The organism is Vibrio sp. HM8-C (assembly GCF_058630515.1).
This window is the reverse complement of sequence record NZ_JBMMKS010000012.1, coordinates 101,458-120,282: the sequence shown is the minus strand read 5'-3', so window position 1 is coordinate 120,282 and position 18,825 is coordinate 101,458. Positions and strand designations below refer to the sequence as shown.

The following is an 18,825-nucleotide window of genomic DNA, read 5'->3' as shown; positions in this document are numbered from 1 at the left end:
CCGTTGTGAAACGTTACAGGAGATAAACATGTCACAATCTGAAGGCAAACGCCTAAACAAGTACATCAGTGAAACAGGTTACTGTTCTCGTCGCGAAGCCGACAAGTTAATTGATCAAGGTCGAGTAACTATTAACGGTAAAGTTCCAGAAATGGGAACCAAAGTAAGCGATGATGATGACATTCTGATTGATGGTAAATCCCTTCGTAGCAAAGAAAAGCCTATCTATATTGCGCTTAACAAACCTACGGGTATCACTTGTACCACAGAGCGTGACATTCCAGGCAATATCGTAGATTTCATCGGTCATAAGAGTCGCATTTTCCCAATTGGACGCTTAGATAAACCTTCAGATGGTTTGATCTTCCTGACCAATGATGGCGATATCGTGAATAAAATTCTACGCGCAGGAAACAACCACGAGAAAGAGTACGTGGTTCGCGTTGATAAACCCATCACACCTGAATTCATCAAACAGATGTCCTCTGGGGTGAAAATTCTCGATACCGTAACCTTGCCTTGTAAAGTCGAAATGGAAACTAAGTTTTCCTTCCGTATTGTTTTGACTCAAGGATTAAACCGCCAAATTCGCCGCATGTGTGAAGCGCTTGGTTATGAAGTGTTTAAGTTGCGTCGTGTACGTATTATGAACATCTCTCTAGATGGTATTCCCAACGGTCAGTGGCGTTATTTAACCGATGCTGAAGTGGCAGACATTCTGGCGATGTGTGAAGAATCAACGGGTACTGAAGAAGCTTCTCGCGTTGACGCTAAAGGACACAATATCCGCAAGGCGACCGATGCTAAGTTGTTCGACAGCAGAGAAGAGAACCGCGATTCAAAAGCGCGTAGAAACCAAAAGTCGAGTTCGTTTAAAGATAAGACATACCAAGGTCACAATGCCGATACCTTCCGTCACGCTCCTAACTCAAAGAAAGGAAAAGCGAGAAGTGAAAGCCAAGGCAACGGGTCATCAGCGAGCTCTACAAAAGGAAATACTTCTAAAGGAAAGCCTTATCAAGGTAAGCCAAACTCGATAAAACCGAATCAGCAAAATGCAAAAGGCAGCAATAAGCCATCTAACGCGCCTCGAGTAGGCGGCACATTGAGCTTGAAAAAATAGAATATAGAAATAAGAAAATATAGAAATAAGAAGGGGAGCAAATGCTCCCCTTCTTATTTCTTACCAAGTAGCGATTACTTAGTACCGAAGATTTTATCGCCAGCGTCACCAAGACCTGGAACGATGTAACCTTTGTCATTCAATTTTTCATCAATAGCAGCAGTATAAAGCTCAACATCTGGGTGAGCTTTTTCTAGTGCAGCAATACCTTCTGGTGCAGATACAAGAACCAATACTTTGATTTGGTTACAGCCTTTCTCTTTCAGCAGATCGATAGTTGCGATCATAGAGCCGCCAGTTGCCAACATAGGGTCAACAACCAGTGCAATGCGCTCTTCAATGTTTGAAGCAAGTTTGTTGAAATATGGTACTGGCTCTAGAGTTTCTTCATCGCGGTAAATTCCGACTACGCTGATACGAGCGCTAGGAATATGCTCTAGCACACCATCCATCATGCCTAAGCCAGCACGTAGGATTGGAACTACAGTTACCTTTTTACCTTTAATTTGGTCAACTTCAACAGGACCATTCCATCCATTAATGGTTACTTTCTCAGTTTCAAAGTCTGCAGTTGCTTCATAAGTCAGTAGGCTACCTACTTCTGTTGCTAACTCACGAAAGCGCTTAGTACTGATGTCACCTTCTCTCATCAAGCCAATTTTATGTTTAACAAGAGGGTGTTTAACTTCAACAACTTTCATTTCCATCTCCGGCACAATTTAAATAAACTTCGGGATTATACACCTATTCTTTCAACTTTACCGACCAAAAATCGCGATAAAAAACTGACGCAAACGTTTTCCTTTTTGTTTTAAGCCCTGTAGAATAGCGCCGTTTTCATATCCAACTAAACCGAGGAACTTCCCCGTGAGCGGTAACAAGACTTCACTTAGCTACAAAGATGCTGGCGTAGATATCGATGCAGGCAATGCACTTGTTGAACGAATTAAAGGTGCTGTAAAGCGTACTCGTCGCCCTGAGGTAATGGGTGGCATTGGTGGCTTCGGTGCGCTGTGCGAGCTACCAACTAAATACAAACAACCTGTACTTGTTTCTGGTACAGACGGTGTTGGTACTAAACTTCGTCTTGCTTTGGATATGAAAAAGCACGACACCATTGGTATCGACCTAGTGGCAATGTGTGTAAACGATCTGATTGTACAAGGCGCTGAGCCTTTATTTTTCCTAGATTACTACGCAACTGGCAAACTAGACGTTGATACAGCAGCAGACGTTGTTTCAGGTATTGCAGATGGCTGCGTGCAAGCTGGCTGTGCTCTAATCGGTGGTGAAACTGCTGAAATGCCGGGAATGTATGAAGGCGAAGACTACGACGTAGCAGGCTTCTGTGTTGGTGTGGTCGAGAAAGAAGACATCATCGACGGCTCTAAAGTTGCTGTTGGCGACGCGTTAATCGCTGTTGGCTCTAGCGGTCCACACTCAAACGGTTACTCTCTAGTTCGTAAGATTCTAGAAGTTTCTGGTGCAGATAAGAATGCACTTCTTGAAGGTAAAACAATCGGTGAACACCTTCTTGAACCAACTAAGATTTACATCAAATCAGGTCTAAAACTGATTGCAGAACATAATATCCATGCGATTTCTCATATCACTGGTGGCGGCTTCTGGGAAAACATCCCTCGCGTACTTCCAGAAGGTACTAAAGCCGTTATCGATGGTAAGAGCTGGGAATGGCCAGTGATCTTCAAATGGCTACAAGAGCAAGGCAACGTTGATACCCATGAAATGTACCGTACGTTCAACTGTGGTGTAGGTTTGATCATTGCCCTACCACAAGACCAAGCTGAAGCCGCTGTTAACCTGCTGAAAGCAGAAGGCGAGAATGCATGGATCATTGGTGAAATCGCAGCAGCTCAAGCTGGTGAAGAGCAAGTAGAGATCAATTAATCCATGAAGAGTATTGTTGTTTTAATTTCAGGAAATGGTACCAATTTACAAGCGATCATCGATGCTTGTGAGTCAAGCATTCATGAAGGCAGAGTAACGGCTGTTTTTTCGAATAAAGCAACTGCTTATGGCTTAGAGCGAGCTAAAAAAGCAGGTGCAGCGGCAGTATTTGTCGATCCTAAAGAGTATGAGACTCGTGATGCTTACGACCATGCCCTAATGGAACAAATCGATGAATATAAACCCGACCTAGTTATTTTAGCTGGCTATATGCGTATCCTGAGTAGTGAGTTTGTACGTCACTACTTAGGACGTATGATCAACATTCACCCATCACTACTGCCTAAGTATCCGGGTCTGAATACCTACCAACGAGCTATCCATGCTGGGGATGAAGAACACGGTACCAGTGTTCACTTCGTGACAGAGCAACTCGACGGTGGCCCTGTTATCCTTCAAGCAAAAGTGCCAATCTTTGATGAAGATACAGTAGAAACACTGACAGAGCGTGTACAAAACCAAGAGTACCGTATCTATCCTTTGGTGACTCAGTGGTTCGTTGAAGGCAGACTTGAAATGAGCGAAGGCAAAGCGTTCCTTGATGGCGAGCCTTTAGGTATGCACGGTTACGCAACTGAATAATGGCTAAAATGCTGTAGACGAAAAAGGGTTGATAGAACATCAACCCTTTTTTTATTCACTTGCCTTTTTATTCTTCGATACGGTGCTTCAACTGGTTACTCAAGAGGCTCAGATGGTGCTTGGTTTCCCGGTTTAGGTGCAGCAAAAGCAACATCAGTTAAATCTGCACTATTGCTCTCGAACAATTCGCCATAATGAAAAATATTGAACTCGCCGGGTTTCATTCTGTGCCACTGCTCATTACCCGTTAATGGTTGGGTCGCAATCACTGAAACCACATCATTCGGTGTCGTTTCTTCTTGGAAATTGATTTCAATATCTTCATCAAGTAATGCTGCGCGACCAAAAGGAGCGCGGCGAGTAATCCAGTAAAGATGATTGGTGCAGTAGGTCATCAGATACTCACCATCAGACAACAGCATATTGAAGACACCTTTCTCTCGCAGTTCGTCACAGCGTAAAGAGAGGTAACGAAACACGGCCTGCATATCTTTAGGTGGTTCTGGATAGCGGTTTTCTAGCTTATCAAGTAGCCAACAAAAAGCCGCTTCACTGTCTGTTTGGCCTACCGGTCGATGACGACCAGTCGGTAAATCTTGATAATCGGTCAGCTGACCATTATGAGCAAACGTCCAATAACGTCCCCATAATTCCCGTGTAAATGGATGTGTGTTCTCTAAATTCACACCACCTCTATTCGCTTGGCGAATATGACTGATCACGGCGCAGCTTTTGATTGGGTATTCTTGAACTAACTGTGCAATCTTGGATTGGTAACTAGGATTTGGATCTTTAAATGTTCTAAAACCTTTACCTTCGTAAAAAGTGATTCCCCAACCATCTCTGTGTGGTCCTGTATTTCCACCACGTTGAATCAAGCCAGTAAAACTAAAACAAATATCAGTCGGGACATTAGCGCTCATTCCGAGCAATTCACACATTTTTACTTTCTCTCCTATTACCAGCTCAGAGTTTGCCACTAAATGATTGCCAGCAATTTAATGTTTCGAGCTGGTTTCATACTTATTTGCGTAAAGACCAGCTCGATTACGGCTTAACCAAAAAGGTTAACTACCTTTAATTATTCCATTTCTTTTTCAATAAGTTGAATCACGATATGGATAATCTTGATATGTACTTCTTGGATACGGTCTGCATAACCAAAGTGCGGTACGCGAATCTCAACATCTGCAACACCCGCCATTTTACCGCCATCTTTACCAGTAAGAGCGATAGTTTTCATGCCTTTAGCTTTTGCCGCTTCAATCGCTTTTAGGATGTTGCCTGAGTTACCAGAAGTTGATAAACCAAACAGCACATCACCTGCTGAACCTACCGCTTCAACATAGCGAGAAAAAACAAAATCATAACCAAAGTCGTTGCTCACACAAGACAAGTGGCTTGGGTCAGAAATTGCGATACCCGGATAACCAGGACGGTTTTCGCGATAGCGACCAGTTAGCTCTTCAGCAAAGTGCATAGCATCACAGTGTGAACCACCATTACCACAAGACAGAACTTTGCCGCCTTGTTTGAATGAATCAGCAATAACTTTCGCTGCCGCTTCAATTTGAGCAATGTTGTGGTCATCGCTTAAAAATTTGTTCAACACTTCAGCGGCTTCTGTTAGTTCACTTCTAATTAGATCCTGATACATAGTTATTCTCTTCTTAAATCTGCTTGCAGATGAACTCTCTTCATTGAGAGTTAGGACACTATTGAGTTTACCCAAACCTGAGATTCTGTCGATAGATAAGCCTTAATAATTGCACTCTGCCAACAATATTCCACTGTCAGGAATCTTATCAGAGCGCACATTTTAGACTATTCACTCTACTTGGATCACTTTTTGAACATTTATAGGTTTTACATTTTATTAATATTTCATTTACACTTTACTGGTTAGACCACTTTTCAAAACAGAAAATAAACAACTTCAGAAAGCTCACAAAAATGAATGCTGATAACTCAAATAAACACACAGCATGACTATAAGGACATTAACATGGACATCTTGCTCTCTACACTTGGGTTCTTCGCGGTACTAAGCGCTTGCTTGTATCACAGAACTTCGTTGTTCGTATCACTCGTTGCGCTAACCATCACCATGTTAGTGCTCTCATTGTTCGGTCCTGTGGGCATCATAGGCTGGAGTCTATATTTAGCAGCGATTGCACTTTTCACTGTTCCTTCGATTCGCCAATCAGTGATAAGCGGTAAAGCACTAAAAGTATTTAAGAAAGTACTTCCTGCTATGTCTCAAACAGAAAAAGAAGCACTGGATGCTGGTACGGTATGGTGGGAAGCTGAGCTGTTCAAAGGCAAACCAAACTGGCAACAACTGCACGACATCCCAGCACCACAACTGAGTGAAGAAGAACGTGCCTTCCTTGAAGGCCCAGTCAATAAAGTCTGTGCAATGGTCAATGACTATCAAGTGACCCACGAACTGGCGGATCTTCCTCCTGAGGTTTGGCAGTATCTGAAAGACAACAAATTCTTCGCCATGATTATCAAGAAAAAATACGGTGGCTTAGAGTTTTCGGCTTACGCACAATCTCTAGTATTACAAAAGCTAACAGGCGTATCTGGTGTGCTTTCTTCCACCGTAGGCGTGCCTAACTCATTAGGCCCAGGTGAACTGCTACAACACTACGGAACAAAAGAACAACAAGATTACTACTTACCTCGCCTAGCTCAAGGCAAAGAAATTCCATGTTTCGCGTTAACCAGCCCTGAAGCGGGTTCTGATGCAGGCTCAATTCCAGATTTTGGCGTTGTATGCAAAGGTGAATGGGAAGGTAAAGAAGTTCTGGGTATGAGACTGACTTGGAACAAACGTTACATTACGTTAGCACCTGTCGCTACCGTACTTGGCTTGGCGTTCAAACTTCAAGACCCTGAACACCTGCTGGGTGATAAAGAAGATATAGGCATCACTTGTGCACTAATCCCAACCAATCTAAAAGGTGTGGAAATTGGTAATCGCCACTTCCCATTGAATGTTCCGTTCCAAAATGGTCCAACTCGCGGTAATGATATTTTTGTTCCACTCGATTTCATCATTGGTGGACCAGACATGGCAGGCCAAGGTTGGAGAATGTTGGTTGAATGTCTATCGGTTGGTCGTGGTATTACGCTACCTTCAAATTCAACAGGCGGAACAAAAACCGCAGCATTGGCAACGGGTGCTTACGCTCGAATCCGTCGTCAATTTAAACAACCTATTGGTCAAATGGAAGGCATCGAAGAGCCATTAGCTCGTCTCGCTGGTAACTCTTATGTGATGGATGCCGCGAGCAATTTGACAGTGGCAGGTATCGATTTAGGAGAAAAACCTTCTGTTATCTCTGCGATTGTGAAATATCACTGTACTCACCGTGGCCAACGCTCAATCATTGATGCGATGGACATTGTTGGCGGCAAAGGTATCTGTTTAGGCCCTTCGAACTTCTTAGCAAGAGGTTACCAAGGCTCACCTATTGCAATTACCGTTGAAGGTGCAAATATTCTGACTCGTTCAATGATTATCTTTGGTCAGGGTGCAATTCGTTGCCATCCATACGTACTAAAAGAAATGGAAGCTGCACACTCTGAAAGCTCTAATGCTGTTGAACAGTTTGATAGTGCATTAGCTGGCCACGTAAGCTTTACCACCAGCAACTTGATTCGCAGTATTTGGTTAGGTTTAACGGATGGTTTAGGTTCTTATTCACCAACCAAAGACGCAACTCAGCGTTACTACCAACAACTCAACCGCTACAGTGCAAACCTAGCTCTGTTGGCAGACATTTCTATGGCTGTGTTAGGTGGGTCACTAAAACGTAAAGAGCGTTTATCTGCTCGTCTGGGTGATATTTTAAGCCAACTTTATATGAGCTCTGCGACGCTAAAACGTTTTGAGAATGACGATCGTCCAGTAGAGGATTTGCCACTGGTTCATTGGGGTCTACAAGACAGCTTAAAACAAACTGAAGTAGCCATTGATGAGTTCCTTGCAAACTTCCCGAATTCAGCCATCGCTAAAGTGTTAAGAGTTTTAATTCTACCTTTCGGCCGTGTTCGTAAAGGACCAAATGACAAATTGGATAGCAAACTGGCGCAAATTCTACAGACACCAAGTGCAACCCGCTCTCGCCTTGGTCGCTACCAGTACTTGGCACCTACAGCACATAACCCTGCAGGCAGGATAGAACTGGCATTGAGTGTGGTTCTTCAAGCAGAACCAATATTCAATAAAGTGTGTAAAGCACTTGATAAACGCTACCCATTCACTCAACTTGATAAGATTGCAGCAGAGGGATTAGCAAACAAGATCATTAATGAGCAAGAGGCTGAACTACTAATTGAAGCCGAAAGCCACCGTCTGTACACCATTAATGTCGATGACTTTACACCGTCAGAACTAGCAGCAAAGAAAACAAAAACAAAACTAGAACAAGTGGCTTAATCAACAGCCCAAACGTAAAAAAGGGAGGTTAACCTCCCTTTTCTTATGACTTCGATATCTGCCGTTACTATTTCTTTGGCATATTGAGCTGCATTTCAGGAAGCATTTCCTTGCGAGCTTTGAACTTACGCATAAAGAACCATCCTACCAGCGCAAGTATAATTACCACCACGTTACCGATAGAGATATAAATGATGTATTGCGTACGTCGCTCTTCTCTCACCTTCTGCAGCAGCTCTTCTTGAGCGATTTTACGACGTTGCTCAGCTTCAGCTTCTTGCATTAAACGAGCTTGCTCAAGATCGATCTCCTGAACCACACTGTATGTGCTTTCTTTTATTGGGAAATAAAGCGGACGTTTGGACGCAAGGTCGGTTGCATAAACGCCACCTTCCCAAGCGTAGTTTCCTAAATCGCCATCATAAGGAATGGTGAGTGTCATCTTTAACGATTCTGACTCTGCAACCCCTTCGACTTGGAACTGTTTCTTGTCCGGCATTTCGTGGCGAATATGCGCAGCAAGCGAGCCGGGCTCTATCATACCTTGCTCACCACTAATAACGACTTGATGCGGCTCATTTGCCACGCGAGACTGAATAAAGCTCGATGATAGAGGCGAAGGATAGACAAGAACTTCTTGCTCAAGAGCGCGTAAAAACACGCCATTTCCCGAAGTAATTCTGACCTTATACTTACCTGGTTCTGGAGTAATATTGAGCTTAACAGTAAAAACACCGTCGCCCGGTTTTTCATCCAACTCTCGACCATCATCGGCAAACTCACCAATAACAGTAGGTACTGGACGAGCCTCTTTGACTAAACTCTCTTCATCTTCAATATATTTACGAAAAGTGACCTTGAGGTTCACTCTATCGAGAAAATCTTTAAGCAGTAACGGCTTGTCTTCAGACGTTAAACGAGCGGTAAATTTCATCTCCTCACCATGATAAATTCGGCTTGGAAACGTATCAGAGGTTAGCTGAAGATGTGATATGAGCTTTACATTGTTTCTAGGTGATACCTTACCAATGGCTTGCCAAGGCCCCGGCATAGGATTGTCGATAGAGATGATGTCCATCGTCGGCTCTTGATACCAACGGACATTATCTGGATTACGTGTAGCGTAATACTTCTTACCATCAGGGCGCACCAAAACCACAGGTTGAGAACCTTGCTCTCGGTAGATGACAAACGTAATTTGAGTGATGGTAGGGTCAACACGAAATCGGTTATCTAACAAAGAAAGTGAGGATTCGCGGCTAGCGAAAGTATTCAAACTCAAGAGGAGCCCCAAAAGGGCAATACCAATCCTCAACATATCATCTCCTAAAATAGACCACTCTTATTGACGCCAAAGACAAGAGCCACTCTTGGCGACTAAATCTAAACGTTCTTGATGCGCTTCTAATTCATCGGCGGATGCCATCAATACCTTTAGTGCTTTTCGTCCACTTTCTACTCGTTTAATCGATCCTGCACCTGTCGTGCCATCACTTTGTGCACCAGCGTTAAATTGAAGTGACGTTTGTCCACCAGTCATCAATAAGTACACATCAGCAAGAATCTCGGCATCGAGCAAAGCCCCGTGGAGCGTTCGGTGCGAGTTATCTATGCCATAGCGTTCACATAGAATGTCCAAGTTGTTGCGCTTGCCCGGAAAGATTTTCTTTGCCATGGCAAGGGTATCGGTGATTTTGCAGATCTGTTCGGTTTTAAGCGAACTTCCGCCTAATTTCGAAAACTCATAATCCATGAAGCCAACGTCGAAGGGCGCGTTGTGTGCAACTAACTCTGCGTCTTTTATGAAATCAAGGAATTCTTCATGGACATCATGATATTCAGGTTTATCGACCAAAAACTCATCCGTGATACCGTGAACTTCAACAGCCTCATCTTGGATTTTTCTATCGGGCTTTAGATAAACGTGAAAGTGACGCCCTGTGAGTTTCCGGTTCACGATCTCTACTGCACCGATTTCAATGATTCGGTGACCTTCGTAATGTGGACCGCCTTCTAGGTTCATACCTGTGGTTTCAGTATCGAGAACCACAATACGGTCGTATTCAGAATTGCTGCTAGTATTCATCAGGATATATATGTCAGACTATGCCAAATGTGTGCGTAACCCAATAGTATCAAATCATGAAGAAACAGGTGGAAATTTTCACTGATGGATCGTGTTTAGGCAATCCAGGCCCAGGTGGTTATGGAGTCGTTCTTCGTTATAAGAACAACGAAAAGACACTTGCCAAAGGCTATAAGCTAACGACGAACAACAGAATGGAAATGCTTGCAGCCGTTGTTGCACTGCAAACACTCAAAGAGCCTTGTCACGTTATTTTAACCACTGATAGTCAGTACGTACGCCAAGGTATCACTCAGTGGATCCACAACTGGAAGAAACGTAACTGGAAAACCTCTGCCAATAAACCAGTAAAAAATGCCGATCTCTGGCAAGCACTGGATCATGAAACGGCACGTCATCAGGTCGAGTGGCATTGGGTAAAAGGTCATGCAGGACACAGAGAAAATGAAATGTGTGATGAGCTTGCTCGTGTAGCGGCTGAAAACCCAACCGAAGAAGATACAGGCTATCAGCCCGAGTAAGGTTATTTTTCTTGATGTTTGATACGGTAGTTCACTCCAACCGGAGAAAGACGCCGTTTCAAACGCCAATGTGGCTTAATAGGTTTTAGTGGATAGGTACGCTTACGAGCGACAATAAAATACAAACTGCAAAACGTTGATCCAACATCACCCCTACTGTTTTCCAACCAAGTCCAGAAAGTACGGTATTTTTGCATTGGAAACAGAGCATATTGCTCACATTCAATGACCTGATAATTCAACAGCCCTAACCAGTCCTTAATACGATTCGGGGTGAACATTCTTCCACTCCAAGGCAAATTGTTTTTTCGCCAAGGCATTAAACTCGCAAGACCTGTAAAACTTATCGGATTAAAACCGGTGATGATCATATAGCCATCATCAATCAACACTCTATCGACCTCACGCAGCATTCGGTGTGGGTCATTACAGTAATCCAATTGGTGAGCAAGGATTGCAGCGTCTATGCTTTTCTCGAAGAAAGGTAAATCAAATCCATCAGCAATCACGGTATGCAATGGATTTTCTATATCAAGATTGACTTGGTGTTGAATGTTGCAGTTACAACTGGCAAGCTCACAACTCAAGCCACCCAGTTTTAACATATGATAACCAAAGAGTTTCGGGCACCACTCATCGAGCCGTGTTTGGATAGACTCACTGACCCATTGACCATTTTTCAATTGAGACCAAGAATGAGGTTTCTCAAATTTTTTTTCGCTGCGTGCTGGTTTCATCGCTAACCCGCTTCACCAAGGTGACTGGAGACAACTCATGTTACAGATCAAAAGCATACCTGCATTTAACGATAATTACATCTGGCTGATTCAAAATAACGACAACCGTTGCGCTGTTGTCGATCCTGGCGATGCAAGTCCAGTACTAGCTTATTTGGAGCAACATGAACTCATATTGGAAACGATATTAATCACTCACCATCACAATGATCATACGGGTGGCATACGAGAACTGGCAAAGCACTACCCAGATATTGAAATCATTGGCCCAACTCATGAACACGTTCCTCATTTAACGCAGAATGTTTCTGGCGGTGATCAAATTGAGCTGTTTGGTGAACGTTTTTGGGTATTGGGATTACCGGGACATACACTCGGGCATATAGGTTATGCAGGAGATGGCAAACTGTTCTGTGGTGATGTGCTTTTCTCTGGTGGCTGCGGACGAGTGTTTGAAGGCACGATGGAGCAGATGTATACATCTCTGGAAAAAATCCAAGCGTTACCAGAAGAAACGGAAGTGTATTGCGCTCATGAATACACCGCGAGCAACATTGCATTTGCTATTGCCGTTGAACCCCATAACGAACAGTTACAAATTTATCGTGATGAAGTAATTCGTTTACGCGCACAAAATAAACCGACGATTCCAACCACCTTACGAAAGGAAAAATGGATAAACCCTTTCTTACGTACCAGAGAAGCCAGTGTAATCAAGTCGGTAGCAAATCGAACCGCGCAAAATGATCCTATATCAATATTTACAGCATTACGCGAGTGGAAAAACGATTTTTAGGAATTTGCCACTTGTCAGGGTAATAAATAGGCAAGTATTATCTCCAGCCATTTATTGAAAAGATTGTTTTGCATGCGAGTACAAACCAGCTGTCTGTTGGCTCTCCTATTGGCGGGGTGCCAACTTAATCAGACAGCAGAACAAACAGCACCTGACGAGGTTGAAGTCACCGCACCTCAACAACAAGTCACAAAGAAACCAAAGGTATCTTCGAAACCTGTACCCGTTAAACAGGTTGTTGAACCTGTTGTTATCTCGCCTCAAGAGCAAGAAGATGTCTGGCAACGTATTGCCATGCAACTTAGCATGGGTATTCCAAAGCAGAAATCCATCGATTACTACCGAACGTGGTACTTGAAACACCCTAGCCATTTACAAAAAGTGGCTGAGCGCGCAGAACCTTTCTTATACCTTATTACAGAGAAAATTGAGCAAAGAGGCTTACCGCTAGAATTAGCCCTTTTGCCAATTGTTGAAAGCGCGTTTGATGCCTTTGCTTATTCGCATGGTAGTGCCGCCGGACTTTGGCAGTTCGTTCCTGCGACTGGGAAAATGTACGGTCTTGAGCAAAACTTTTGGTATGACGGACGTCGTGACGTCGATGCTTCTACCGATGCCGCTCTTACTTATTTAACCAATTTAAGTAAACGTTTTGATGGTGACTGGCAACACGCCATCGCGGCTTATAATAGTGGCGGCGGTCGAGTTTCCAGTGCGATTCGTAAAAACAAAAGCTTAGGTAAACCTATCGATTTCTTCTCTCTCGATTTACCAGAAGAGACTAGTGGTTATGTGCCAAAACTACTCGCATTGGCTGACATTATCGCAAATCAAGAGAAATACGGAATTGAACTCCCAGCTATTGCTAATAAACCCGTACTGAAATTAGTCGATCCTAAAGAACAGTTAGATCTTGCTATCGCGGCAAAATACGCGGGTTTGGATGTTAAAGAGCTTCAGAGCTACAACCCAGCTTATAATCAATGGGCGACTGCACCAGATGGGCCATTCCAGTTACTTTTACCTGTAGATAAAGCCGATACTTTCCTTGAAAACGCGGCAAAACATCGCGGTGAAGGAATGAAGCTAGTTCGCTACAAAGTAAAAAGTGGGGATAGCCTGAGCGTTATCGCTGCACATCACAATACCACAGCCAAAGTAATTCAAACTGCGAATAATCTTTCAAACAACTCTATTCGAGTGGGTCAATACTTGATGATTCCGACCTCAGTGAAAGATGAAAAAACGTATGTGTTAAGCGCAAATAATCGCCTTGAGAAAACGCAATCTATCTCTAGAGGCAAATACAAGTTCACTCACACCGTCGCAAGCGGTGACAATCTTTGGACAATTGCTCGCAAGCACAACGTATCAACTGGTTCTCTGGCGAAATGGAATGGAATGGGGCCTAGAGATACGCTTCGCATCGGACAAAAATTGGTAATTTGGAAAAATAACACCGATGGAGCAATAATCCGTACCGTTTTCTATAAAGTGCGTAATGGCGATACCCTCAGTGATATCGCTAGCAAGTTTAAAGTGAAAACATCAGACATAGTAAAATGGAATGACTTGTCGAATAACAAGTACCTGAAACCAGGTCAGAACTTAAAACTCTATGTAGATGTTACTAAGGTCAGTGTATGAACCCGTCCAGTAATCCTTTAACTCTGCTGTTGGACATTTTCCGTTCACCGCAAGATTGCTTTGCCGCACTTTACGACAGAAGTGCATGGGGCTGGCAACCCTTTATCGTTTTGATGATCACACCATTTCTATTCTGGGGAGCTTATTTCGCAAACGTTGATTTCGAATGGCTTAAAGCGGGCTTATCTGCTCAGATGGAAGTAACTAATCCAGACCTACTGATACTGCTCGAAGCTGACACTCTGCTCGCCAGTGAAATCATCAGTGATGTGATGGGACGAACCCTAACTATCATTCTTTTAGCATTGTGGTTTAACCTTGCGACTCGTCAAGGCAACACAAAGTTAGGTTTCTGGAAATGGTTTGCAGCAAGCTCTGCGATCATTTTCCCTGCGGTGATCGGTGATTTAGCAAGTTACGCTAGCCTGTTGTTAAAACATGGACAGGTAATGAGCTACGCGGCTGATTTGAATAGTGTGAATGGCTTAATCAAGCTGCCATTGACCAACTCTTGGTCTCAATTTGCCAGCTCATTTCCACTACTTCTACCTTGGTATATTTTCCTTGGCTACGCAGCAGTCATCACTTGGACTCAAATTGAGCGTGCACAAGCACTAGTGATTGCGACTTTACCTTGGGTAGCATACTACGGCATTTGGGCTATCAGTATTGCTTTAGGCTAAAATTGCTCTGGGCTAATATCGTAATAGGCTAAAGCGAACGAGCAATGGGTTATGATCAGAAGCGTCCGATTCGGGCGCTTCTGCGTTTTTGAGGTTTAAGCCTCGATAGAAAACATGATCCAACGGTAAGCCCGTTAAAAAACGCACTCTATAGTCGGGAGTGAAACTAACCTCTCTAAGCCCCAGAGAAGTAAGAACTTGCTTCATCACGCTCAATCTTGCTTCGCTCCAACTGTTAAAGTCACCTGCAACGATAATTGGCCCTGTATGTTTACTTAGTTCGCTCGCCAGTGCTTGCAGCTGAAGTTGGTATTCATTAGTACCATAAGTGAAGTTCACGGCATGCAAATTCACCACAGCGAGTTGTTGACCATTACTTAAAGGGTATTGAGCATAAATACCCGATTTCGGAAGTCTCAGCCAAGGCTCCATCTCGGTATAACCACAGGCTAGGCTCGGGGTGGTTCTGGCAAGATTAATAACGCCCGCCGACTCACCCATTACTTTAAACGCGTTAACCTGATTACCTTCCCATCCGTGTTTAAAAATCCAAGATCTGAAATCAGCACTCAAACTAGCTTCTTGCATCAACAGCAGCTGAGCACTATCACTTAATCGAGTGAGTTCTGAGTTCCACGAATCTCTGCTTTGCTTGTAGATGTTCCATACCAGCAATCCAAGCTCACCTTGTTTATCCAGATAAGCTGCGTCGTCATCATAAAAGCAAACAAGCGGCTCGCCTGAGCTGTTCTCGCTAACAGTAACCAATTGAGGAGCATCTGGAATGTTGAAAATCAGCTTGTGACCTGAAGTGACTAACGTGAACAATCCAAGCAAGATAATGACGAGTAAGTAACGTTTTTTCATGATCTAAGTACGTGGAAGTGAGCACCTGAAAGGAAAAAGGTAGATATAAAAAAAGGAGCATTCGCTCCTCTTCTCGTAAAACAGCTTAAACTGCGTCTTCGTCTTCTTCGCCAGTACGAATACGGATAACACGCTCAACGTCAGTGATGAAGATTTTACCATCACCGATTTTGCCAGTTTGGGCCGTTTCGATAATGGTATCGACACATTGATCAACAACATCTTCGTTGACAACGATTTCCAGCTTCACTTTCGGCAAGAAATCGACCATGTATTCAGCGCCACGATACAGTTCAGTGTGACCTTTCTGACGACCAAAGCCTTTAACTTCAGATACCGTCATACCCGTAATACCCACTTCAGCTAACGCTTCACGAACATCATCGAGTTTAAATGGCTTAATAATGGCTTCAATTTTTTTCATGTTCATCCCTTAAACTTGTATCAATGGTAGGCATTATCCGCTAGCCCTTGAAAACAATCAAATAATTAAGTCGGTTTACGTTTATTTCAAGCTTGCGTAGTAAGCCGCTAAGTTAGCGATATCCGCATCATTTAACAACGATGCTTGAGCTTGCATTACAGGAGCAAGTCCGCCAGTACGCTGCCCTGCTTTATATGCTTTGATAGAGGACACGATATATTGCTCGCTTTGACCTTTAAGGTTTGGATATCCAGGAATGACTGCAATACCATCCGCACCATGACAAGCTGCACATACTGCTGATTTTGCTTTTCCAGCTGCTACATCTCCAGCGACTGCATTACCCGCTAGAAGCCCAAGACCTAAAACAACACTCACTGCTAGTTTATTCATTGCTCTTCCTTATGTGATTGAATTTTCTTTTTATATCACTTCTATAACTAGGGTTAATTTTGGCATGAAACTTAGTACTTGTCCCAAATCAGCGTGCAATCTTGCCCACTGAAATCACGATCAACAAACAAATTTGCTACCGCGACCACTTTATCTTGATACATGAGTATCGGTGTTCTACGTCTTAACCAGCTTGGTACGCTGTACTCTTGAAACAACTTTTTCATCTTTCTTGAGCCAGCTCGCCCCACAGGGCAAGAACTCAATCCTTCCGGATTAAAGCTGATCCATAGATCATCTACCTTATCCGGTAAACAAATATCACCGCCTCCTTGCTTAGTCAGCAACAGAGAACCCAACTCATCCGGCAGCGACAATGTTTGTTCAAAAACGACAGAGCTTTTCCATCCAGAAATATCTCGATGCTCTTTCACACAATATAGACGATTATCAAAACGACGAATCTCATGACCATTCAATTTTAATTTTGGGTTGGCATCAACTACAGCGAATGCAACTTCCCGCCAGATCATCTCTGTATGCTGACGACTCGGCATCAACATTTGATGCTTTGCTAACCACTGACGGATAAGCTGCCTACGCACCCCATCACTTTTTTTATTCAGGATATCAATGCAGATACTGCCATCTGAGTGCAGAGAGTCTGATAATTCATCTTGCAATAGCTCTTCGAGCAACGCTTGCTGTTCTGCACATAATTCAGCACTGCGCTGAACAGCTTGATGAATCGATGGCCACCTTTCGTTCAAAACAGGCGTAATTTGATGGCGAATAAAGTTGCGCTCGTAACGAACATCATCATTACTTTCATCAGTAACCCAAGTCAGTTTATTTACCACAGCAAAAGCTTCTATCTCTGCACGTTTAACCGTTAACAGAGGTCTCAACATCATTCCATCTGAAAATGGTGCGGATAAAGCCATAGACGACAAACCTTTCGGTCCGCTACCACGTTTAAGTGCCAGCAAAAAAGTCTCGATTTGATCATCTGCATGCTGCCCTAATAGCAACACATCATTGTTACTTACATACTTAGCTAAAACATCATATCGAGCATCACGAGCAAGTTTTTCAACACTCTCTCCACATTCTAAGTCCAACCGAACATGTTCAATATTAAGCGGCACACTGGCATCATCACACCATAACTGACAGCATTCAGCCCAATGATCGGCATTCTTACTCAATCCATGATGGACATGAACAGCACTCACTGACGATCCCGTTTGATTACGATACCGAGCTAGAAGCTCAAGCAACACGCGAGAATCTGCGCCACCACTCAAGGCGAGGACAAAGCGTCGAGATGAGTATAGTTCTAGCTGTTGGCAAAAATGTGAGTACAAATCCAGCATAATTGGGTAGTCAGATAGTAAGAAGAACAGAATGAATCTTAAATTAAGTGTAAGTCTATCGTTAAGACGGGAAAACAAAAAGGGTTGGAATCAATCCAACCCTTTATTAAATCAGTAAAGTTTTTGCCAGTTCAACAATGAGCCTGCACAGCTGATTGGCAGCAACCGATTAACAGTAACCGATTAGCAGTAACCATAGCTTAGTAGACGTTGGTAACGACGCTCTAGCAGAGAGTCTTTATCCAAAGTATCTAGATCTGCTAACTGACGAAGTAGCGTTGCTTTCATATTTGCGGCCATCTGTTCATGGTTGCGATGTGCACCACCTAGAGGCTCTTCAATAATTTCATCAATTAGATCAAGCTCTTTCAGACGAGGAGCAACAAGACCCATTGCTTCTGCTGCTTGAGGTGCTTTATCAGAATCACGCCATAAGATTGATGCACAACCTTCAGGAGAAATTACAGAGTAAGTCGAGTACTGAAGCATATTCACGTAGTCACCCACACCGATTGCCAGTGCGCCACCTGAACCACCTTCACCCACAACGTTACAGATTACTGGTACTTTCAAACCTGACATCACTTTCAAGTTTTTAGCGATAGCTTCTGACTGACCACGTTCTTCTGCACCAACGCCTGGGTATGCACCTGCAGTATCGATGAAAGTAATGATCGGCATATTAAAACGTTCTGCCATTTCCATTAAGCGAAGTGCTTTACGGTAACCTTCTGGTTTAGGCATACCAAAGTTGCGTTTTACTTTCTCGCGAGTTTCACGACCTTTTTGATGACCGATGATCATCACAGGACGACCATCTAAACGAGCGATACCACCCACGATAGCTTTATCGTCTGCATAAGCACGGTCACCTGCAAGCTCATCAAACTCAGTAAACACATGTTCAATGTAATCAAGCGTGTAAGGACGCTTTGGATGACGCGCTAATTGCGCTACTTGCCATGCACCTAAGTCACCAAAAATTTTCTTTTTTAGCTCTAAGCTTTTCTTTTCTAGTTGTGCAATTTCTTTGTCGAGGTCAACTGAGTCGTTACCACCGTGACGAGATACGTCACGCAGTGCCTGAATTTTAGCTTCAAGTTCGGCAATTGGTTTTTCAAAATCTAGAAAATTTAGGCTCATCTACCTATCCTTTTTTACTCAGCTTGCCT

General features: G+C 43.4%; 19 protein-coding genes. 8 read left to right on the top strand and 11 right to left on the bottom strand.

Translation table 11 applies throughout. The annotated features are described in order from the left end of the window. Positions 1–28 precede the first annotated feature (28 nt). Entirely contained in the window at positions 29–1,123 is a 1,095-nt protein-coding gene (rluF, locus tag ACOSVQ_RS14540) for a 23S rRNA pseudouridine(2604) synthase RluF (protein WP_491983235.1), read from the top strand. 74 nt (positions 1,124–1,197) lie between these two features. On the opposite strand, the gene upp is transcribed toward rluF, so the two are convergent. Beyond that, positions 1,198–1,824: a uracil phosphoribosyltransferase gene (gene upp, locus ACOSVQ_RS14535; protein WP_165312063.1), complete on the bottom strand. Its 627-nt coding sequence runs from the start codon at positions 1,822–1,824 to the stop codon at positions 1,198–1,200. Between the two features lie 166 nt (positions 1,825–1,990). Between upp and purM the strand changes: the two genes are divergently transcribed. Together purM and purN are read left to right on the top strand one after the other, a co-directional pair. Then, entirely contained in the window at positions 1,991–3,031 is a 1,041-nt protein-coding gene (gene purM / locus ACOSVQ_RS14530; protein WP_491983234.1) for a phosphoribosylformylglycinamidine cyclo-ligase, read from the top strand. A gap of 3 nt (positions 3,032–3,034) precedes the next feature. Then, a complete protein-coding gene (gene purN / locus ACOSVQ_RS14525; protein ID WP_491983233.1) occupies positions 3,035–3,673 on the top strand; it encodes a phosphoribosylglycinamide formyltransferase in 639 nt (212 codons plus the stop codon). A 95-nt stretch (positions 3,674–3,768) separates the two neighbouring features. Here the strand turns inward: purN and ACOSVQ_RS14520 are convergent, their stop codons facing one another. Further along, complete coding sequence (locus tag ACOSVQ_RS14520) at positions 3,769–4,614, bottom strand: class II glutamine amidotransferase (protein WP_491983232.1); 846 nt, start codon at positions 4,612–4,614, stop codon at positions 3,769–3,771. A gap of 140 nt (positions 4,615–4,754) precedes the next feature. Then, positions 4,755–5,330: a D-sedoheptulose 7-phosphate isomerase gene (gene lpcA, locus ACOSVQ_RS14515; protein ID WP_491983231.1), complete on the bottom strand. Its 576-nt coding sequence runs from the start codon at positions 5,328–5,330 to the stop codon at positions 4,755–4,757. Positions 5,331–5,678: 348 nt separating this feature from the next. Between lpcA and fadE the strand changes: the two genes are divergently transcribed. After that, positions 5,679–8,123 (top strand): acyl-CoA dehydrogenase FadE, encoded by a 2,445-nt coding sequence (gene fadE, locus ACOSVQ_RS14510; RefSeq protein WP_491983230.1) that lies wholly within the window; start codon positions 5,679–5,681, stop codon positions 8,121–8,123. A 67-nt stretch (positions 8,124–8,190) separates the two neighbouring features. Here fadE and ACOSVQ_RS14505 read toward each other — a convergent pair whose 3' ends face one another. Together ACOSVQ_RS14505 and dnaQ are read right to left on the bottom strand one after the other, a co-directional pair. Next, positions 8,191–9,441: a TIGR03503 family protein gene (locus ACOSVQ_RS14505; protein ID WP_491983229.1), complete on the bottom strand. Its 1,251-nt coding sequence runs from the start codon at positions 9,439–9,441 to the stop codon at positions 8,191–8,193. A 24-nt stretch (positions 9,442–9,465) separates the two neighbouring features. After that, positions 9,466–10,209, bottom strand: coding sequence for a DNA polymerase III subunit epsilon (gene dnaQ / locus ACOSVQ_RS14500; RefSeq protein WP_491983228.1), 744 nt, complete (start codon positions 10,207–10,209; stop codon positions 9,466–9,468). 56 nt (positions 10,210–10,265) lie between these two features. Between dnaQ and rnhA the strand changes: the two genes are divergently transcribed. Beyond that, positions 10,266–10,730 (top strand): ribonuclease HI, encoded by a 465-nt coding sequence (rnhA, locus tag ACOSVQ_RS14495; protein WP_165312071.1) that lies wholly within the window; start codon positions 10,266–10,268, stop codon positions 10,728–10,730. A gap of 2 nt (positions 10,731–10,732) precedes the next feature. Here the strand turns inward: rnhA and ACOSVQ_RS14490 are convergent, their stop codons facing one another. Beyond that, positions 10,733–11,467: a methyltransferase domain-containing protein gene (locus ACOSVQ_RS14490; RefSeq protein WP_491983227.1), complete on the bottom strand. Its 735-nt coding sequence runs from the start codon at positions 11,465–11,467 to the stop codon at positions 10,733–10,735. 37 nt (positions 11,468–11,504) lie between these two features. On the opposite strand from ACOSVQ_RS14490, the gene gloB reads away from it, so the two are divergent. From gloB to ACOSVQ_RS14475, 3 genes are all read left to right on the top strand, one after another. After that, positions 11,505–12,263: a hydroxyacylglutathione hydrolase gene (gene gloB, locus ACOSVQ_RS14485; protein WP_491983226.1), complete on the top strand. Its 759-nt coding sequence runs from the start codon at positions 11,505–11,507 to the stop codon at positions 12,261–12,263. A gap of 72 nt (positions 12,264–12,335) precedes the next feature. Then, positions 12,336–13,910 carry a lytic transglycosylase gene (locus ACOSVQ_RS14480; RefSeq protein WP_491983225.1) on the top strand — a complete coding sequence of 525 codons (1,575 nt, stop codon included), beginning with the start codon at positions 12,336–12,338 and terminating at the stop codon, positions 13,908–13,910. After that, the gene (locus tag ACOSVQ_RS14475; protein WP_491983224.1) at positions 13,907–14,593 is read left to right on the top strand and encodes a YIP1 family protein; all 687 of its coding nucleotides are present in this window, start codon (positions 13,907–13,909) and stop codon (positions 14,591–14,593) included. Before ACOSVQ_RS14480 ends, ACOSVQ_RS14475 begins: the two co-directional genes overlap by 4 nt. 12 nt (positions 14,594–14,605) lie before the next feature. Here the strand turns inward: ACOSVQ_RS14475 and ACOSVQ_RS14470 are convergent, their stop codons facing one another. The 5 genes from ACOSVQ_RS14470 to accA form a co-directional block, all read right to left on the bottom strand. Continuing rightward, positions 14,606–15,460, bottom strand: a complete 855-nt coding sequence (locus tag ACOSVQ_RS14470) for an endonuclease/exonuclease/phosphatase family protein (RefSeq protein WP_491983223.1) — start codon at positions 15,458–15,460, stop codon at positions 14,606–14,608. 85 nt (positions 15,461–15,545) lie between these two features. Beyond that, complete coding sequence (glnB, locus tag ACOSVQ_RS14465) at positions 15,546–15,884, bottom strand: nitrogen regulatory protein P-II (RefSeq protein WP_042480092.1); 339 nt, start codon at positions 15,882–15,884, stop codon at positions 15,546–15,548. Positions 15,885–15,965: 81 nt separating this feature from the next. After that, positions 15,966–16,277 carry a c-type cytochrome gene (locus tag ACOSVQ_RS14460; protein ID WP_491983222.1) on the bottom strand — a complete coding sequence of 104 codons (312 nt, stop codon included), beginning with the start codon at positions 16,275–16,277 and terminating at the stop codon, positions 15,966–15,968. A gap of 71 nt (positions 16,278–16,348) precedes the next feature. Then, positions 16,349–17,653 carry a tRNA lysidine(34) synthetase TilS gene (gene tilS / locus ACOSVQ_RS14455; protein WP_491983221.1) on the bottom strand — a complete coding sequence of 435 codons (1,305 nt, stop codon included), beginning with the start codon at positions 17,651–17,653 and terminating at the stop codon, positions 16,349–16,351. Positions 17,654–17,836: 183 nt separating this feature from the next. Beyond that, positions 17,837–18,796 carry an acetyl-CoA carboxylase carboxyl transferase subunit alpha gene (accA, locus tag ACOSVQ_RS14450; RefSeq protein ID WP_491983220.1) on the bottom strand — a complete coding sequence of 320 codons (960 nt, stop codon included), beginning with the start codon at positions 18,794–18,796 and terminating at the stop codon, positions 17,837–17,839. Between the last annotated feature and the right edge of the window lie 29 nt (positions 18,797–18,825).